The sequence below is a fragment of the Polyangium sp. y55x31 genome, assembly GCF_029946505.1.
In the GTDB taxonomy this organism is placed as follows: domain Bacteria; phylum Myxococcota_A; class Polyangia; order Polyangiales; family Polyangiaceae; genus Polyangium.
This window is the reverse complement of record NZ_JARZHG010000013.1, coordinates 68,313-84,469: the sequence shown is the minus strand read 5'-3', so window position 1 is coordinate 84,469 and position 16,157 is coordinate 68,313. Positions and strand designations below refer to the sequence as shown.

Annotated in this window: 12 protein-coding genes; 5 read left to right on the top strand and 7 right to left on the bottom strand. The window is 68.2% G+C overall.

The window, feature by feature from the left end; all coding sequences use genetic code 11:
- Window positions 1-2 precede the first annotated feature (2 nt).
- Entirely contained in the window at window positions 3-380 is a 378-nt protein-coding gene (locus QHF84_RS23010; RefSeq protein WP_281315527.1) for a hypothetical protein, read from the top strand.
- 15 nt (window positions 381-395) lie between these two features.
- Here the strand turns inward: QHF84_RS23010 and QHF84_RS23005 are convergent, their stop codons facing one another.
- Window positions 396-1,103 carry an enoyl-CoA hydratase/isomerase family protein gene (locus QHF84_RS23005; RefSeq protein WP_281315526.1) on the bottom strand — a complete coding sequence of 236 codons (708 nt, stop codon included), beginning with the start codon at window positions 1,101-1,103 and terminating at the stop codon, window positions 396-398.
- Window positions 1,100-1,828: a hypothetical protein gene (locus QHF84_RS23000; RefSeq protein WP_281315525.1), complete on the bottom strand. Its 729-nt coding sequence runs from the start codon at window positions 1,826-1,828 to the stop codon at window positions 1,100-1,102. The genes QHF84_RS23005 and QHF84_RS23000 overlap by 4 nt, the downstream gene beginning before the upstream one ends.
- A 114-nt stretch (window positions 1,829-1,942) precedes the next feature.
- Between QHF84_RS23000 and QHF84_RS22995 the strand changes: the two genes are divergently transcribed.
- The gene (locus QHF84_RS22995) at window positions 1,943-3,898 is read left to right on the top strand and encodes a hypothetical protein (protein ID WP_281315524.1); all 1,956 of its coding nucleotides are present in this window, start codon (window positions 1,943-1,945) and stop codon (window positions 3,896-3,898) included.
- On the opposite strand, the gene QHF84_RS22990 is transcribed toward QHF84_RS22995, so the two are convergent.
- Complete coding sequence (locus QHF84_RS22990) at window positions 3,899-5,155, bottom strand: NAD(P)/FAD-dependent oxidoreductase (protein ID WP_281315523.1); 1,257 nt, start codon at window positions 5,153-5,155, stop codon at window positions 3,899-3,901.
- Between the two features lie 42 nt (window positions 5,156-5,197).
- Window positions 5,198-5,758: a 3'-5' exonuclease gene (locus QHF84_RS22985; protein WP_281315522.1), complete on the bottom strand. Its 561-nt coding sequence runs from the start codon at window positions 5,756-5,758 to the stop codon at window positions 5,198-5,200.
- Window positions 5,759-6,012: 254 nt separating this feature from the next.
- Here QHF84_RS22985 and QHF84_RS22980 point away from each other — a divergent pair, with 254 nt between their 5' ends.
- Window positions 6,013-7,320 carry a hypothetical protein gene (locus QHF84_RS22980; protein WP_281315521.1) on the top strand — a complete coding sequence of 436 codons (1,308 nt, stop codon included), beginning with the start codon at window positions 6,013-6,015 and terminating at the stop codon, window positions 7,318-7,320.
- Between the two features lie 28 nt (window positions 7,321-7,348).
- Window positions 7,349-7,840 carry an LEA type 2 family protein gene (locus QHF84_RS22975; protein ID WP_281315520.1) on the top strand — a complete coding sequence of 164 codons (492 nt, stop codon included), beginning with the start codon at window positions 7,349-7,351 and terminating at the stop codon, window positions 7,838-7,840.
- Window position 7,841: 1 nt separating this feature from the next.
- On the opposite strand, the gene QHF84_RS22970 is transcribed toward QHF84_RS22975, so the two are convergent.
- The gene (locus QHF84_RS22970) at window positions 7,842-9,779 is read right to left on the bottom strand and encodes a hypothetical protein (protein ID WP_281315519.1); all 1,938 of its coding nucleotides are present in this window, start codon (window positions 9,777-9,779) and stop codon (window positions 7,842-7,844) included.
- Window positions 9,780-9,836: 57 nt separating this feature from the next.
- Window positions 9,837-11,321: an SIR2 family protein gene (locus tag QHF84_RS22965; protein ID WP_281315518.1), complete on the bottom strand. Its 1,485-nt coding sequence runs from the start codon at window positions 11,319-11,321 to the stop codon at window positions 9,837-9,839.
- 582 nt (window positions 11,322-11,903) lie between these two features.
- Between QHF84_RS22965 and QHF84_RS22960 the strand changes: the two genes are divergently transcribed.
- Window positions 11,904-12,401, top strand: coding sequence for a hypothetical protein (locus tag QHF84_RS22960; protein WP_281315517.1), 498 nt, complete (start codon window positions 11,904-11,906; stop codon window positions 12,399-12,401).
- A gap of 24 nt (window positions 12,402-12,425) precedes the next feature.
- Here the strand turns inward: QHF84_RS22960 and hrpA are convergent, their stop codons facing one another.
- Window positions 12,426-16,127 carry an ATP-dependent RNA helicase HrpA gene (gene hrpA / locus QHF84_RS22955; RefSeq protein ID WP_281315516.1) on the bottom strand — a complete coding sequence of 1,234 codons (3,702 nt, stop codon included), beginning with the start codon at window positions 16,125-16,127 and terminating at the stop codon, window positions 12,426-12,428.
- Window positions 16,128-16,157 lie beyond the last annotated feature (30 nt).

Below are 16,157 nucleotides of genomic sequence, written 5' to 3'. Positions count from 1 at the left end.
GCATGCGACGTTCCCTGCTCCTCGCCTCGTTCTCGATCGTCCTCGCCGTGGGCTGCGGCGCCTCCCGAGCGCCGGAGCCCGCCGCCCCGGCGCAAACCGGGCAAACCTTCGCCGACGCCGTGAAGCTCATGTGCGAGGTCGACCAGCGCGCCGGGCTCACCGCGGAGGAAGATCCGCTGGCGATCGGGCAGCAGCGGACGGCGTGGCTCGCCGATCACATCGAGAATCCCGACGGAATCGAGTTCCGTACGCTCGTCAGCGTGAAGGGTCCCGAGGAGCAGGCGCAGATGATCCGCGCAAAGGCGAAGGAAATCGGGATGGAGAAGTGCCCGCTCGCCGATTCGATCGAAGCGACGTCGGCGGGCGGGCTCTCGCCTTGAGGCGCGCCGCCGTGGTCAGCGCTTGAGCGCGGCCATGATCTTCGAATGCACGATGGCGGGATCCCAGGAGGTGAGCATCCCGTCGATTGCGCGGCCGTGATCGGCCTCGGGATACAGGCTGTCCGCCGTTCCCCGCAGATCCTGCTTGGTCTGCGCATACACCGCCGCGGGGTGCTTCGCGAGCTCTGCGAGACGCGCGAGCCCGACCTCGTACGGGTCGTCGGCCACCTCGTCGACGAGGCCGAGACGCAGGGCCTTTTCGGGACTGAAGAGGCCCGCGCCGAGGAGAATCTCGTCGACGTGCTGGGGCGGGAGGCGCCGCCGCAGAATGGCTAGGATCCGCGGCGGAAATCGCAGGCCGAGCGCGGTCTCGTTGAGGCCGATCTTCGCTGTGGGCTTGCTCGTGGCGATACGCAGGTCGCAACAGGCGGCGAGCACCGAGCCGCCCGCGATGGCGTGGCCGCTCAAAACGGCGACCGTGGGCCCCGGATACAGATAAAGGGTCGTCATGCACCGCTCGAGCAGGTGCAGGAATGCGATCATGCCGGCGGGGTCGAGCATGAGGACCTCTTTCAGGTCGAGCCCCGCGGACAATGCGTCGCCCTCCCCCGTGAGCAGGACCGGCGCGCCCGCGGCCTTGTCGAGGCCTTCGAGGATGTGGCGCATCATCGCGCTCGAAAGCGCGTTTTTCCCGGGTCCCGACAGCTTGATGATCTCGGTCATCGTGTCTTCCTTCGCGAGGGCCGCGTCGCGTGCGCCTTGCCGGCTTTTGCGCGTGGCGCTTGTTTCGTCGTTTCGGGTTTCTTCGCCGCCGGCGGCTTCGCGGCGCGATCCGCGCTCTTCGGAAGGGCCGCGCGCGTGGGCTCCGCGCCGTGGTCCGGCGGTAGAGGACGCGTGGCCTTTGGCTTTGGCGCGGGTTTCGGCTTCGGCGGCGGCGCGAGCTTCGCGACGAGCTCCTTGTAGTAATCGAGTACGATTCGCGTCTTTTCGCCTGGCTCGCAGAACCGGCCACGCGAGGGATCCCCATACCCCTGGTAGCCCGAGAGCCAGCGCTCGGTCCTCGCGCTGCCGGTCTTCACCTTGCAGAATTCCATGTTGGCCGCGATGATCGCGCCCATGCGCCGGATGTTCGTCACGCCGTCGAGCAGCGAATCCTTCACGCGCTGACAAGCCTCGCTCGGCGCGTTCACCGGATCCGCGTCGTCGCGGCAGGCGCCCGCGAACCGGGCGCGCACCTGCCCGAGGCCGTAATCCTCTCCGTCGGCCGAGACGAGCGAGGGACGCCACTGCGTCTCGAAATGCACGATCGCCACGGCGACGAGCGGGTCGAAGCCACGCGCCGCCGCGACCTCGGCGAGGACCCGGGCATAACGATTGGCCTCTTCCTTCGGCATCCCCGGCCTCGAAAGGAGCATGCCTGCGACGAGGACGGCGATGGGTCGAATCAAGGCTCTTCCTTCCGCTGTGACAGGGTCCGAGGTGAGTGGCACGAGCTCCGCGGTTGGGCCAAGAATGTTGCGACGAGGCCCCGCGGCCCCTCGGATCTCGTGTATCCTCGCGGCATGCGACCTCGCCAAAGGCAGCTCTTTTTCTTCGCCCTCGGCCTCGCCGTCCTCGGCGCGGCCGCCTCCGCTTGCTCCGATACGCAGGGCACGGGCACCGGGCCCGGCGGCGCGAACGAAGACGCGGGCCCGGACGCGCCCGCGGCCCTGTCGCTCCGCATCGATCCGCCCGCGACCACCGTCACGCTCGACCTCTCGGGCACCGCTCCCGCAATCCCGCACCGCGCCTATGCGAAGCGCGAAGGCGAAGCCGAGATCGACGTCACGAGCGAGGTCGAATGGTTCGTGGGAAACCCCGCGCTCGCGGACGTCGTCGGCGGCAACGTGTCGGTGAAAGTGCTCGGCGGCAAATCCAAGGTCTTTGCAACGTACGAGGGCGAGACGGCCGAAGCGTCGCTCACGCTGACGCTCCGCGGCGATGTCTTCCTCCCGGGCACGGACGCCTCGACGAAGGCCGCATTCGATGCCGCCGCGGCCGATCCGGATCCCGCGAATGCCCCAGCCCTCGAATACCCCGAGGACGGCGTCGTGCTGCCGGCGAACCTGCCGCCGATCGAAGCGCAATGGACGCCCGGCGGCGATAGCAGCGTGTATCGCGTCCGCATCACGAGCCCCGACGTCCTCGACCTGACGCTCTTCACGACCGGGCGCGAGCTTGCCTTCCCCACCGACGTCTGGACGAAGGTCGCGTCGTCGAGCCCGGACGTCGCGGTGAGCCTCGCGGTCGACGGGCTCGGGCCGAATGGCACGGTCCGCCCGGGCAGCCCGCGTTCGCTCACGGTCGCCTCCGATGGGATCGACGAGAGCGCGATTTACGTGTGGCAATCGTCGACGGGCAGCTTCCGCGTGCTCGACATCATCAAGGGCACGGACGTGCCGCTGCCGACGAACAGCCCGGCGCTCTCGCCCGGCCAGCCCTGCTCCGGCTGCCACCGCATTTCGCGTGACGGCAAGCGCTTCGCCTACAGCTTCGACGGCGGCAATTTCAATTTCGGCGCGCTCTCGTACGATGCGGCGCAGAAGCTCTACGCCTCGACGATCACCCCCTCCCCCGCCGTCCGCGGCACGTACGCCGCGTTCAACCCGCTCGAAGAAAACACGCGGCCTGCGATGATCTACACGTCGCCGGACAACGTCCCGCAAAACACGCCGGGCACGGTGCGGCTCCTGCTCGTCGATCCGGATACGAACCAGCCGATCACGAACAACCTCGCCGAGGCGATCGGAGAGATCCCGACCGCCGTGGGTCAGGCGACGTTGATGCCGGACTGGTCGCCGGGTGGCGATTTCGTGGTGTTCACGGCGTACGACAGCAACGCGAATTACGTGCGGCTTCTCGGCGACGAGACGGTGCTCGGATCGATCGTCGAGATGTCGGTGCAATACATGCCCGACGGTTCGTTCCAGTTCGGCACGCCCAAGGTGCTCGTGGCCGCGCCCCCGGCCGCGGGGACGAACCCGGATACGGGCGAGAACAACGTGCTGCCGAGCATCTCACCCGACGGCACGGCGGTCTCGTTCACGCGGGCCAACGGGTGGTGGTCGATCAAGACGCAGCAATCGCTCATCAACCTCTCGGGCCGTATCGCGGTCGTGCGGCGGAGCGACGGCGCGGTGATGGAGCTCGGCCGGGGCGCGCCGAACGGCCCGGACAAGGTCTGGAGCAGCACGTGGTCGCAATGGGCGCCGACGGTCGGAAAGAAATGGGTGTGGCTCGCCTACGCGTCGGAGCGACCTTACGGGCACAAGCTGACGCCGCAAAACAGCCCCGCGTGCGGGCTCGTGCAGGGGCAGAAGCAATGCAAGCAGCTCTGGATCACCGCGCTCGACCGGGAGAAACTCGCGGCGGGGACGGAGGATCCGAGCCAGCCGGCGTTCTGGATCCCGGGGCAGAGCATCTCGGCGCAATACGTGAGCCCGCAGTGGACGGTGGCGGTGATCGACGCGCCGAAGTGATCAGGCCGCAGGGCCGAGCCGAGGGGCGGGATCGGGCGCCGGCAAGGCGATCGGCGCGTCGATCCCGATTCCGTGCGCAATCCCGCACATGCTGCGCACCATCAGCCGGCGCAGGAACGGCAGCGCCGTGGCTAGGGGAAACCCGACATCGCGCAGCCATCCGAGCGGCGTGAGGTCGCTCTGGAAAAACGGGGTGAGCCAGCGCGTGACGAACTGGTAATAGTCGAGGTGGGAGCGGCGGGCGCGTGAATACGCGTCGAGCGCGATGGGCAAGGATTCGTGCGCCGCGAGCGCCTCCGCGAGGACCATCGCGTCCCAGAGCGCGAGGTTCGCCCCCTGGCCGAGCTGCGGGCTCATCGCGTGCGCCGCGTCGCCGAGGTACACGACGCGGTCGTCGTTCCACGGATACATGGAAACGTCGTGATATCGGGCGAAGAGGACCTCGTCGGCGGAATCGATCTGATCGAGCACCGGCTCCGCGACCGGCGCGAGCGCGCGCACCTCGCGCTTCCAGGCGTCGAGGCCGGCGGCGCGCCACGCATCGAGCCCGGCGGCCGGGAGGCTATAAAAAAGGCTGATCTTGTCCGTGGCCGGCCCTTCGCCCGGGCCGAACCCCGTCGGCAAGAGGCCCACCATGCGCTCGGTCCCACGCACGACCTGCGCGAGCTCACCCCGGAACGTGCCGCCAGGGTCGTCCCCGACGAACCACAACGCGCCCCACGGATACGGGCGAATACGCTTGCCGATCCAGGTATCGTCGCGGAGCTGCGAGCGCGCGCCGTCGGCGACGATGCACGCTGCGTGCGGCCCGAGGCGTTTTCCCTCCGGCGTGAGGAAATACAAGCCGCGCCCTTTGCCGGCATTCTCCAGGTTCTCGACGGTCACGCCGAGGCGCAAGTTCACGTTCGCCGCGCGCACGGCACGAAAGAGATGCTCGAAGAGCACGCCGCGGTGGAGACCATATCCGACATGATCGCCGGGGATGTCGCCATAACGAAGGTCGAAGAGCTTTCGTCCGCCCGCCGTGCGGCACGTCATGCGGGTGATGGGCGCGCAGCGGGCGAGCACGGCCTCGCGCAGGCCGAGCTCGCCGAGCACGGCTTGTCCCGTGGGCTGGAGCATGACGCCCGCGCCGACGGGGCCGGGCTCGGCCACGCGCTCGTAGACCGTGACCCGATGCCCCGCCCGCGAAAGAAAAAGGGCCGCGGCGCTCCCCGCGGTGCCGCAGCCGATGATGCCGACGTCGATGGGTTTCATGCCGCGCGCAGCGTCAAAGAGGACGCCATGCCGCGGCGCGCGTCAAGCGTGTTCTTTCGCGTCCCGGAGCACGTACGGCAGGATCCGCGCGATGTTTCGCGCATCGTCGATGCCGCGGTGGTGCGTGCCCTGAAACGAGAGGCCGAGCTTGCGGAGCGCCTGGCCGACGCCGATCTCGCGCCCGTCGTTGTGTTTTCGCGCGAAAGCCGCCTTGAGGTTCCAGTGGTCCTTGCCGAGCGGGAGGCGAATGCCGTGGCGACGCGCGTCGCGCTCGAGCTGATTGCGATCGTAGTTGCCCCACGAGCAGAAGAGCGCGGCGTCACGGCCGAGGAATTCGCGCAGCTTCGCCATCGTGGCGGGGAAACGCGGCGCGGCGTCGACGTCGGCCTGCGTGATGGTAGTGAGCTTCGTGCAGAACGGCGTGAGGCGCGGGTGGCGGATCGGCCGCACGAACGTCTGCAATTCGCGCACGGTCGTGAGCGTCGCGGCCTCGACGAGCACGGCGCCGATCTCGATGATCTCGGTCTCCTCGCGCGGGATCGATCCGTCCTCGGAGCATGTCGCTTCGAGGTCGACGACGAGGTAATGGCTGGGGGAAGTCATCGGTGTCTCCTGTTCTCTTTTTTTGCGCAGTTTGACGGAGACCCCCATCGAAGCGCCCGGACACGATCCCGGACATCGGCTACGCTGACCGTGAGGCGCCGGCCCAATCCACCCCGGCGCCCCGGGTCCATCCTGCCCATGAAACGCGACCTCGCTCCCGCTCTGCTCGCCCTCTGGGGCGTGGCCCTTGCGTGCCTCGCCGTGCTCGATGCCGCCGATTACGAGGCGCTCTGGGCCTCCTTCGGGTGGCGCTGATGGCCCTTTGGGTGGCGCTCCTGGACATTTCGCCGTGGGACGTGGAGCAGCTCCTCGACGCGAGGCCCTTCGGCCCGGTCGCATTCTTTGCGCTCTGCGCCTCGGTGCTCGCCTCGCTCGCGTTCGTCGTCGCGGCGCTCTTCGCGTGGCGGAGCGGCGCCACGCGGGCCACGAAGCTGCTCGGGCTCCTCACCTTCGGGACGTTCACGCTCGGCGCCTTCGCGACGTCGCGCGTCCTCGCGGAGGCGCACGCCTCGATCCTCACGGTCGAGCCGACGATGCCCTTGGGAAAGTTCGGATGGGCGTGGGGGAAGGCCTACGAGGACATTCACGCGGCATGGCTCGTCCTCGGCCTCGCGCTCATGCCGATTGCGTTTTTTTCGGGCGTAGCCCTCGCCGTCCTCGCGCGACGCGCTGGCGGGCTGCGTCCCTTCGTCGTCGCGGGGGCCCTCGCCTGCACGCTCGGCCTCGTGACGGGCGTGTGCATCAAGCACCACTTCGATACGACGCACGTGCGCCTCGGGCTGTTCTGCGGCGGGGTCGAGGATCGGGACAAATGCATCCTCGAATTGCAGCAGGAGGGGCAAGGCGTATCGTCAATCGCCCGTGTGGTGATCCTGGCGCTGGCGACGCTGGGCAGCGGGCTGCTCGTCGCCGTTTCGCGACGCAACGAAAAGGCCCCGGCCGCGCGTGACCCCGAAGGGACGTTGTCCCTCGGCGCCGCGGTTTTCGCATTCGGGCTCGCCGGGTGGGCCGGAGCGCGGGGAATGGCCCACGATGCGCGCCATCCGCTGCCGCTTCCGACGAATCACGAGGGATATTGCTCCGAAGGGAGGAACCCCGCGGCCACCTCGCTTCCCCCTGCCGGGCGGTGTGACGGGAGCTTCGACGCGCCCGAGGTGGCCATTGACGCAGAGGGGATCCGGATCGACGGCCTGCGCATGGCGGATGCCGCGGAGCTTTTGGTGGTCCTGGAGAACAAACGAAAGCTGTTCGCGATGGTCCAGCAAAGGGAGCTCGTGAATCCGCTCGTGGTGGTCGCGGCGGCCGCGGATACGCCGATGGCGCGCGTGGTACCCATCGTCTCGGCGGTGCAGAAAGATTACCGGGGGCGCGTGGCGATCCTCGGCGCCCACCCCGAGCGAAACGTCTCCACGGAGACGCTCGGCGAGGTCGCGCTGCGCCGTCGCTGCTGTTCGAGCGAGCTGCGGATCGACCCGAACGGCGCGCCCCTCTCGAGCCACGCGACCTGGGGCGACGTGTCGCGCGCGGCGAGCGAGGGAGCTTTTTTCCGCCTGGATCCGTGAACCTGATCTATCCTGGTCCCGGCAAACGATGACGAAGCTCCCCGCCCCCCTGCTCCTCGTCACGGCCCTCGCCCTCGGCGCGGCGGGTTGCGCCCCGGAAAAACCGACCTTGCGGCTGCATCACGCCGAGCTGCGCTCCGCGTCGCTGCGGGGCGTCGGGCTCGACGTGTACCTGACCGTGGACAACCCGAACTCGTTCGACATCGAGATCCGGAATGTACGGGTGACGGTGACCTTCGCGGAAAAGTACGCGCTACCGTCGATCGATTACAGCCCGAACCAGTGGCTCGCCGCAGGCCAATCGACGGTCGTGCGCGTGCCGGTGGCGATTCCGTTCGCGCTGGTGCCCGGCGTGGTCGACGAGGCCCGGAGGTCGCCGACGCTGCGGTATACGGTGAAAGGGAGCGCGGATGTGACGGCTGTGCGGGCGCTCGGAGTGGAGAGGGACAACTATCCGATCGACGAGGTGGGGGCGCTCGGGCGGGAGGATTTGCTAGGGGCGGCGGGGATTTCGTTTTGAATCACCGCATCCGAAACGCATCCGCCAGCGTGCGCGCATCGAGCCGGCCCTCGGCCTCGATGTAGGCAAGCTGCTTGCGGAGCGGATCCAGCGACGGATCCATATTGCCCCGCGTCGCCAGAGCGAGCGCCGCGACGACCTCGAAACCCGCGGGCCGCTGGGCGTAGAGCCCAAGCACGTTGCGCGCGTGGTAATCGATCATCGCCGCTTCCCACGTCCGATCGAGGCCTGCCGCGCGCGCTTCCTCGCGTAATGCAGCGAGCGTCTCGCCCACCTCGCGTTGTCCTTCCCAGAGGCGAAATGCGACCCCGCGGAACACTCGGTAAGCCCGGACGAATTGCTGCACGGTGGCAGAGGCGTTCGGCGGGGTTTCGAGGTCGAAGTTCGTGGCCCAGGGCCGGAGGTGGTCGTGCGCGTGGAAAATCTCGTGCATCACGTCGACCTGGTCGCGCGGCGATAACATCGCCGCGACCTCGATGGCGCGGGCGCGCGTTTCCGGGAAAAGCACGAGCGCCCCGAGCGCATTCACACGCCCCCAGTTGTCCCGCGACATGCTCCGCGTGAGGTCGAGGACCACGTCGCCCCCGCCCTTCAAGAAGAGGAGGACCCAGCTCCGGCCTGCATATTCGGTCTCGATACGCTTGGCGATCCGCGCGCCGTCTTCGCTCGACCAGCGTATCGCGGCGAGCGCCTTTTCGCCCGCCTCCCGTGCTTGTTTGCCCGTGGTCACGGCAGCGTTGGCGAGGCGCCGCTCGCCCGCGAGCGTGAAATCGGTGCCGGCGACCTCTCCGAGCGCGGTGAGGCACGCCAAGCTCATGAGTCGATCCGCCTCGTCGGCCTGCGCGCTGTTCGCGAAGTCCTGGGCCACGCGCAGGAGGAATGCTTCGCGTTCGAGGCGCTGGGGCCTCGGCGTGGGATAGGGTTCGAGCGCGACGCCTTGCTCGACGTCGATCGTCGGCGGGCTGAGCGAGGCCATCCGGAGGAAATAGGCGCAATGGCGCGCGCCCTCGGCGGCGAAGCTCGGATCTTCGAGGACGTCGCCCGCCTCGCCCGGTTGTTTCACGGCACGAACGGCATAAAGCGGGAGCGTGCCGGGGTAGACGTCCGCATTCGGCGGAAACCCGGCGGCGAGGGAGGGGCGCGAGGGGGCGGTATTGGCTGGCTCGGCAGGTTCCGCGGGCGCCGACTCTTTGCCGGCTCCCCCGCCTCCGCCGGAAGCGGCGGCGACGATCGGCGGCGCGAGGCCGTGCACGCGGGCGTAGACCTCGACGAGCTCGTCGGGCGCGAGGCGGCTGCCGCCCGGTGCCGCGGGCGTGCCGGCCATGAGGTCGTGCTCCTCTTTGCCATGGATTGCAATGGGCGCGAGGTGCGTGACCCCGTCGGCCATGGGCTTTCCATAAAACCGCAAGGCGATCTCCGCGGGCCTGCCCGCGTCGAACACGGCCGCGACGACGAGCTGCGCGACCTGCTCGCAAGACCCGCCGCCGTCGAGGAGCGCATCGGCCATACGTCCGCCCGGCTGCCCGTAGTATTTGATGTCCTCGAAGGCCGAGGGCACGGCGAGGGTGACGGGATCACCTTCACGGAGAGCGTCACGCAATCGGGAGAGCCGATCTTCGTAGCGGACGAGGGCCTCGGCGACGTCGAGCTCCTCGCCGGCCTCCTCGGCGTCGATGCGATTCGCTTCGAGGAGGAATCGGCCGAGCGCGAGGCGGCCCTTTTTGCGGTCGCTCCGCGCGGCCTCGACGAGCTTTCGACGGGCCTCGCGCGTGCGTTCGTTCCGCGCGAGGGCGTCGGCGGCGGAGATGATGGGCGAGGTCGCGGCTGATGCGGCGATCGTCCGGGGCGCCTCACGCGCACGTGGGGCGCCACCGAAGCCGAGGAAAAGGCCGTGCCCGAGGACCGAGAGGATCACGGTGCAGAGGGCGCGGCGGGACATCCAGCGGGTAGAGTAACCGGGCGGGGCGGGAAGTTCCCGGGGATGTGGGGGGTGGGGCTACTTGGAGGAGAACCACGCGACGACGGGATCGATCACGTGCTCCGCGAACCCTTCGGGGGTCCATACGGCGTTCAGGTCGACATCGAGAACGTTTTCCGAGACCTGCGTTCCCTCCGGATCGGACGACCGTGTCATGACCAGATGCAGCTCGGACTCGGATGCTGCAATCGGCGCAAACTCGGCCGGATCCGGCTCGGCTCTGCTCGTTTCCTTGTATCCGGTATCCGCAACAACCGCAACAGTAACCCGTTTCACCTCGCCATTGGATCCTGCCGGAGTCCGCCAGATGAGTTGCATACAATATGCAGGCAGAAAGTCCCATGCCCAGTAGGAGCGACGGAAAAACTGGGTGGTCGATTTTGCGTGACGATTGAACAGGGCAGGATCCCACCGATCGAAGTTGAATCCAATTCCCTCGAGGGCATCCGAAAGCTCGGCGAGCCGATCGAAGAGCGCCCGCTGATACTGGTACGCTGTGCGATATCCCTCGCGCACGGCTGCCATATCGACGGCTTTGGCTTTGGCAGGAGGAGGCGCCACGAGCGTTTCCCGTACCGTGACCTGGGGGACCTCCACGGGGACATTCGACGCAACTTTCCCCGCTGTCTTGACCGCCGCGAGCTCCTCGACCCTCTTCACGAGCGGCCCTTCGAACTCCTCGAACGTGACGAACTCCAGGCAACGCAAGTTCCGCAAGCGCCGCTGGGTCTCCCGGAGATCACGTTGGCGGACGAGCATGTAATGTGGCCCGATCGAATCGTCGAACGCCTGCTGCACCCACTCGATCTGCCCCCCGAACCAATCGTCGTCGAGGCTGAAACCGATGAACAGGAACGTGCGTGCCGCGAGCAAGTGCCGCAACGCCTGTAGAGCGGCCCCGTACTGACTCTTGCCTTCCTCGCTCGGGTACAGCTCCTTGTAGCCGTCCGGCGTCAGGATCATCTTCTGCGGCTCGTGAATGTGGCCGTGGAGGTGCCAGACCGTGGGGCGCTCGATCTTCTGGCGGAGCATGGCCGCGAGCTGCGCGGTCGCGTCGACGTTGATGGGCTGCAGGTCATCCGCCGCCCCATCCAGCGCGAACCGCAAAACCTGATCGTAATTCGTCGTGACGATGAGCCGACTCGGGAGCTTCCAGATCGCCCGGGCCAGCGCGAGCGAGGCGGGGTCGATACGGTCTTTTTGCGGATCGAGCGCTTCGCGCAGGTACCCGTACCAGCCCGGTCCCATGCCCTCCCGTGCATATCGCGCTGATTCGTAATAGTCGGGGTTCCGTTTGCTGAGCAGCCCCTCGACGATGCTCGCCTCGTGCGACTTACCGTCTGCCCGGAGCCGCCCCGCCGCCTCCGCGAGCAGCTTGCCCCAGCTCGGATACAGCGGATTCCCCGCCCTGTCCTTCACGTTCATGGACACGCCCGCGCCGACGAACGGCACGACGAACTCATCACGCAAGGCATCTTCGAGCGTCTTGGGGATTCCGACCACGGGTGAGCCTCCGAAGCGAGGGAAGGTACTACAGCGCCGTCGTGAGCGTCCACCCTCCCACCACCGCTTCACCCCTCCCCCGCCCCCATCGCGACCCTCCTCCAAGAGGGTCCCACCCCTCCCCCGAGAGGGTCGCCTCCGTCTGCCGGAAGATGTCCGGACAATTCCGGACAATTCCGGACAATTCTCTGGACATGTCCGGACCCTGAGGCGTGTCCTGCCGCACCCTTCCTTCCGAGGCCAACGACCCTCCCGCGGGTGGGTACGACCCCCCTCGGAGACACGTGGACCCCTCGCCGGCCCCACGTCGACCTCACTCGACAGACCCTCGAAATCATTCACGAAGATGGCTTCGTCTCCCCACGCCGCCAGGACCGATCCGAGCCCGCCAGGGTCCCCTCTCCTCGCCCTCGCAGACCCACCCGTCGTGGAGGTAGGAGCGCCCCTCTCGGCGATGGCTCCGACCCACGTTCCGCGCTGGCATTACCCTTGCTGATGGGTCTCGCGACCGCGACGCAATCCACGTCGAGGCCTCTTGCAAGCAACCATCACCCTTCCGGCAAGGAAGAGGAGACCATCCTCATGAGTAACCCCATGCATCCCAAGCCCGGCGACCGCACCATGGACCTCGGCGATATCGAGCTCGTCGACATCACGCCCGACCACGTGGCCCGGTTGAGCAAGCTCCGTGAGGGGCACCCGGGGGCCATCGCGGCCCTGCTCGCGGCCGACCCGATGGCACGGCAGCGCGCCGGGTTGAACGAGGTCGAGGTCGCGGAGCTCGACGCCCTCTGGGCCGCATTCCAGCGGATCGAGGAGGTGCTGCCCGCCGTCGAGAAGCTCCTCGAGCTGCTGCACGAGACGCGCCTCGTGCGCGGGCACGAGATTGCCTATCGCCTCGGCGAGATGGCCCATCAGGTGCGGCGTCGGGCCGATCGATCCGCGAATGGCGCGGAGGTGGCCGCGCCGTTCGAGGCGCTGCTCGATTATCACTTCGCGACAGGGCAGAAGGCCGCGGCCGCGCGTGAGAAAAACAAGAAGGAGGCCGAGGGGCCGGCGTCGACGTCCTCGCCGGCCTGATCCCCGCCCGATCTCCCGCCCCCCTCAGCCCGATAGCACCCGCCAGAACTCCGAGAGGCGCTGCGGTGATACCGTCACCGCCGTCTTCAACTCCGGCGCAAACAGCGAGACGCGTAGCTCCTCGATGAGCCACCGGAACGTGTCGAGGTCCTCCGCCGGGACACCCCGGCCACGCAGGCCCTCGTGGTGGTCGAGGTAGTTTTTCCAGAAAGGCAAAACCTGCTCGGCCTTCGATTGGTCCTTCTGCGGGCCATTCGGCATGCGTTCGAGCCGGATCTGCACGGCACGGAGATACCGCGGCAGGTGTGCGAGGCGCTCGACACGCTCGCGCAAGAACATGCCCGGCGGGATCAGGTGGTCGAGCTGCATGCGGATCTCGGCCAGGGCCACGCGCGGCGCGCCAGGTTTGCCCGAGAGCGCGCGGAGCGCTTGTTCGGCGCGGGAGAGCTCGGCCCCGATTTCCTGCGCGAGCTTGCCGAGGCGAGAGATGCTCGCCGCGAGCTCGACCTTGCCCGCGTCGAGGCGCGCGAGGAAGTCCTTGCGCGCGCGCGGGAAGCGGCCGGGGTCGTTCAAGCCGAACGCGTCGTCGAGCGCCCGGAGCACGATCTGGCGACGCAACGGGACGCCGCCCGCGCCCGCGCGTTCGGCGAGCGCGCCCGTGGCGACGGCCGCCGATACTTGGTGCTCCAGCTTGTTCATCGGCATGCTCATCTGGAGCAAGAAGAGCCGTCGCAAGCCGCCGCGTGTGGCCTCGTCCGCCGCCTCGCGCGAGGCGAGCACACGCAGGGCCACCGACATGTCCGTGTCGACGAGCGCGGGATACCCCGCGAGTTTTCGGCCCGCGACCTCGATGCGCACTTCCTCGGGCAAGGTCTCGAAGCTCCACGAGGTGAGGCCTTCACGTTCGAGGGTCGCCTTCGACGCGCCCGCCCAGGCATCACGCGCGCGCTTCGCGAATCGCTCCTTGAGCGCCGCGAGGTCGCGCCCTTCGCCGACGACGCGGCCTTCTTCGTCGAGGACGCGGAAATAGAATCGCAAAAAAGGCGGAAGCTCGTCCGGGCGGAGCGCATCCATCGGGACGCGGGCGCCCGTGCGTTCCTGGATCGATCGGGCGAGGGCTTCGAGCATCGGGCCCTCGAAGGGGCGGTGGCGCCGCGCGAGCTCGGCCGCGAGCTCCTTCACGCTGCCCACCGATTTGCGGACGGCCTTGGGCATCGCGTCGAGCAGCCATTCGATCTTTTCGGCGTGCCAGCCCGGAATGGTCCATTCGAGCACGGCCGGTTCCGCCTGCGGCAGGAGCGCGAGGGGCAAGGTGATCGTGACGCCGTCGTCGTCCTCGCCCGGATCGAAGCGGTACGTGAGCGGCAATTTGGTGCCGTAGAGCGAGAGCGTGTCGGGGAATCGCTCGGGCGTGAGCTCGTCCGCTTCGCCCTGGAGGACGTCCGCGAGCGAGAGCTCGAGCAGGCGGGGGTTTTTCGCCTCGGCGTCCTTGCGCCACGCCTCGAACGTCTTGCCGCTGTAAATGCCCTCGGGGATGCGCTCCTCGAAGAAGAGGGAGAGGGCGTGGTCGTCGGCGAGCATGTCGCTCTTGCGCGCCTTGTCCCGGAGCCGCTTCACTTCCTCGAAGAGCTTTTTGTTGTGCTCCATGAAGCGCGCCTTCGTCGCGTATTCCTGCCGGACGAGCGCGTGGGTGATGAAGATCTTTCGCGAGGCGGCCGGGTCGAGCGGGCCGTAATGAACTTTTCGATCTCGTACGATCGGCAAGCCGTAGAGGGAGACCTGCTCGCGGGCCATGACCTGCGCGGGTTTCTCCTCCCAGTGCGGGTCGCTGTGGTGCTTGCGGCAGAGCGAGCCGCCCGCCTCTTCGAGCCAGCCGGGATCGACACGCGCCGCGGTGCGGGCGAAGAGCTGCGAGGTCTCGACGAGCTCGGCCGCCATGATCCACGCCGGCGGCTTTTTCGAGAGGCCACTCGACGGGTGGAGCTGGAAGCGGGTTTGTCGGGCGCCGACATAAGCCTTCGCCTCCTGGCTCCACATGCCGATCTTGCTGAGCAGCGCCGGGACGATCGCGCGGTGGACGCCATCACCGCCGTCGCCCTGCGTGCCCTCGACCCGGAAGCCCATCTCCCGCACGATCTGCGAGATCTGCTGGTGGATGTCGCTCCACTCGCGCATGCGGATTTGCGAGAGGAAGTTGTCGCGGCACCACTTGCGGAGCTGGTTTTTCGAAAGGCGCGCCTCGGCCTGCTTGTAGGCGTGCCAGAGCTTGATCAGGCCGGCGAAGTCGCTCTGCTCGTCGCGGAACTTGCGGTGCGCCTCGTCCGCCTGCTTCTGCGCGGCGAGCGGGCGCTCGCGCGGGTCCTGGATGCCGAGCGCCGAGGCCACGACGAGGACCTCGCGCAGCACGCCCTCCGCCTCGCCGCCGAGGACCATACGGCCGAGCCGCGGATCGAGGGGGAGGCGCGCGAGCTTCTTGCCGATGTCCGTGAGCTCGCCCGCGTCGTCGATCGCCCCGAGCTCTTCGAGGACCCGATACCCCTCGTCCACGGCGCGGCGCGGGGGCGGGTCGAGGAAGGGGAAATCACGAATGTCGCCGATCCCCAGCGATTTCATCTGCAAGATGGCGCCCGCGAGGCCGACCCGCAACACCTCGGGGTCGGTGTAGGCCGGGCGCACCTCGAAGTCGCGCTCTTCGTAAAGGCGGAAGCAGACGCCGCTGCGAATGCGGCCCGCGCGGCCCTTGCGTTGCTCGGCGCTGGCGCGGGAGATCGGCTCGATCTGGAGCGCCGTGACGCCCGAGCGCGCGTGGTAACGATTGACGCGGGCGAGGCCGGCGTCGATGACGTAGACGATGCCGGGGATCGTGAGCGAGGTCTCGGCGACGTTCGTGGCGAGGACGATGCGTCGCTGCGGCAAAGGGGAAAAGACGCGTTGCTGCTCGGATTGCGGGAGGCGGCCGTAGAGCGGCAAGACCACGGTGTGCGGCAAGCCGTGCGAATGCAGCTCGTCCATGGTCTCGTGGATCTCGCGCTCGCCGGGCAAAAAGACGAGGATGTCTTCGCGGGGGTCGAGCTCGGTGATCTCCTCGATGGTATTGCCGATCGTCTCGGCGAGCTCGGTCTCTTCCTTGCGCGGCGGCCGGTGGATGACCTCGACCGGGTGCGTGCGGCCCGAGACCTGAATGACGGGCGCGCCGTCGAAGAACGCGGAGAATCGCTCGGTCTCGAGCGTCGCGGAGCTGACGACGACGCGGAGGTCCTTTCGGCGGGGCAGGATTCGCTTGAGGTAGCCGAGGAGGAAGTCGATGTTGAGCGTGCGCTCGTGCGCCTCGTCGACGATGAGGGTGTCGTAGGCGCGGAGGAGCGGGTCACCCTGGATTTCGGCGAGGAGGATGCCGTCCGTCATGAAGCGGACGTACGTCGATGGGCTCGTCCGGTCGGCGAATCGAATCTTGTAACCGACCTCCTTGCCGAGGTCGACGCCGAGCTCCTTGGCGACGCGGGCCGCGACGCTCGTGGCGGCGATGCGGCGGGGCTGCGTGACGCCGATCCGCGCGTGGAGGCCGCGGCCCATGGCGAGGGCGACCTTCGGGAGTTGTGTGGTCTTGCCCGAGCCGGTCTCGCCCGCGATGATCACGACGGGGTGGTCGTTCATCGCCTGCGCGATGTCGCGCACACGTGCGGAGATGGGAAGCTCTTCGGGGAATTCGACAGGGGATCGGCTCACGGCGGCCGAGGGATAGCATCCTCCGGAGGG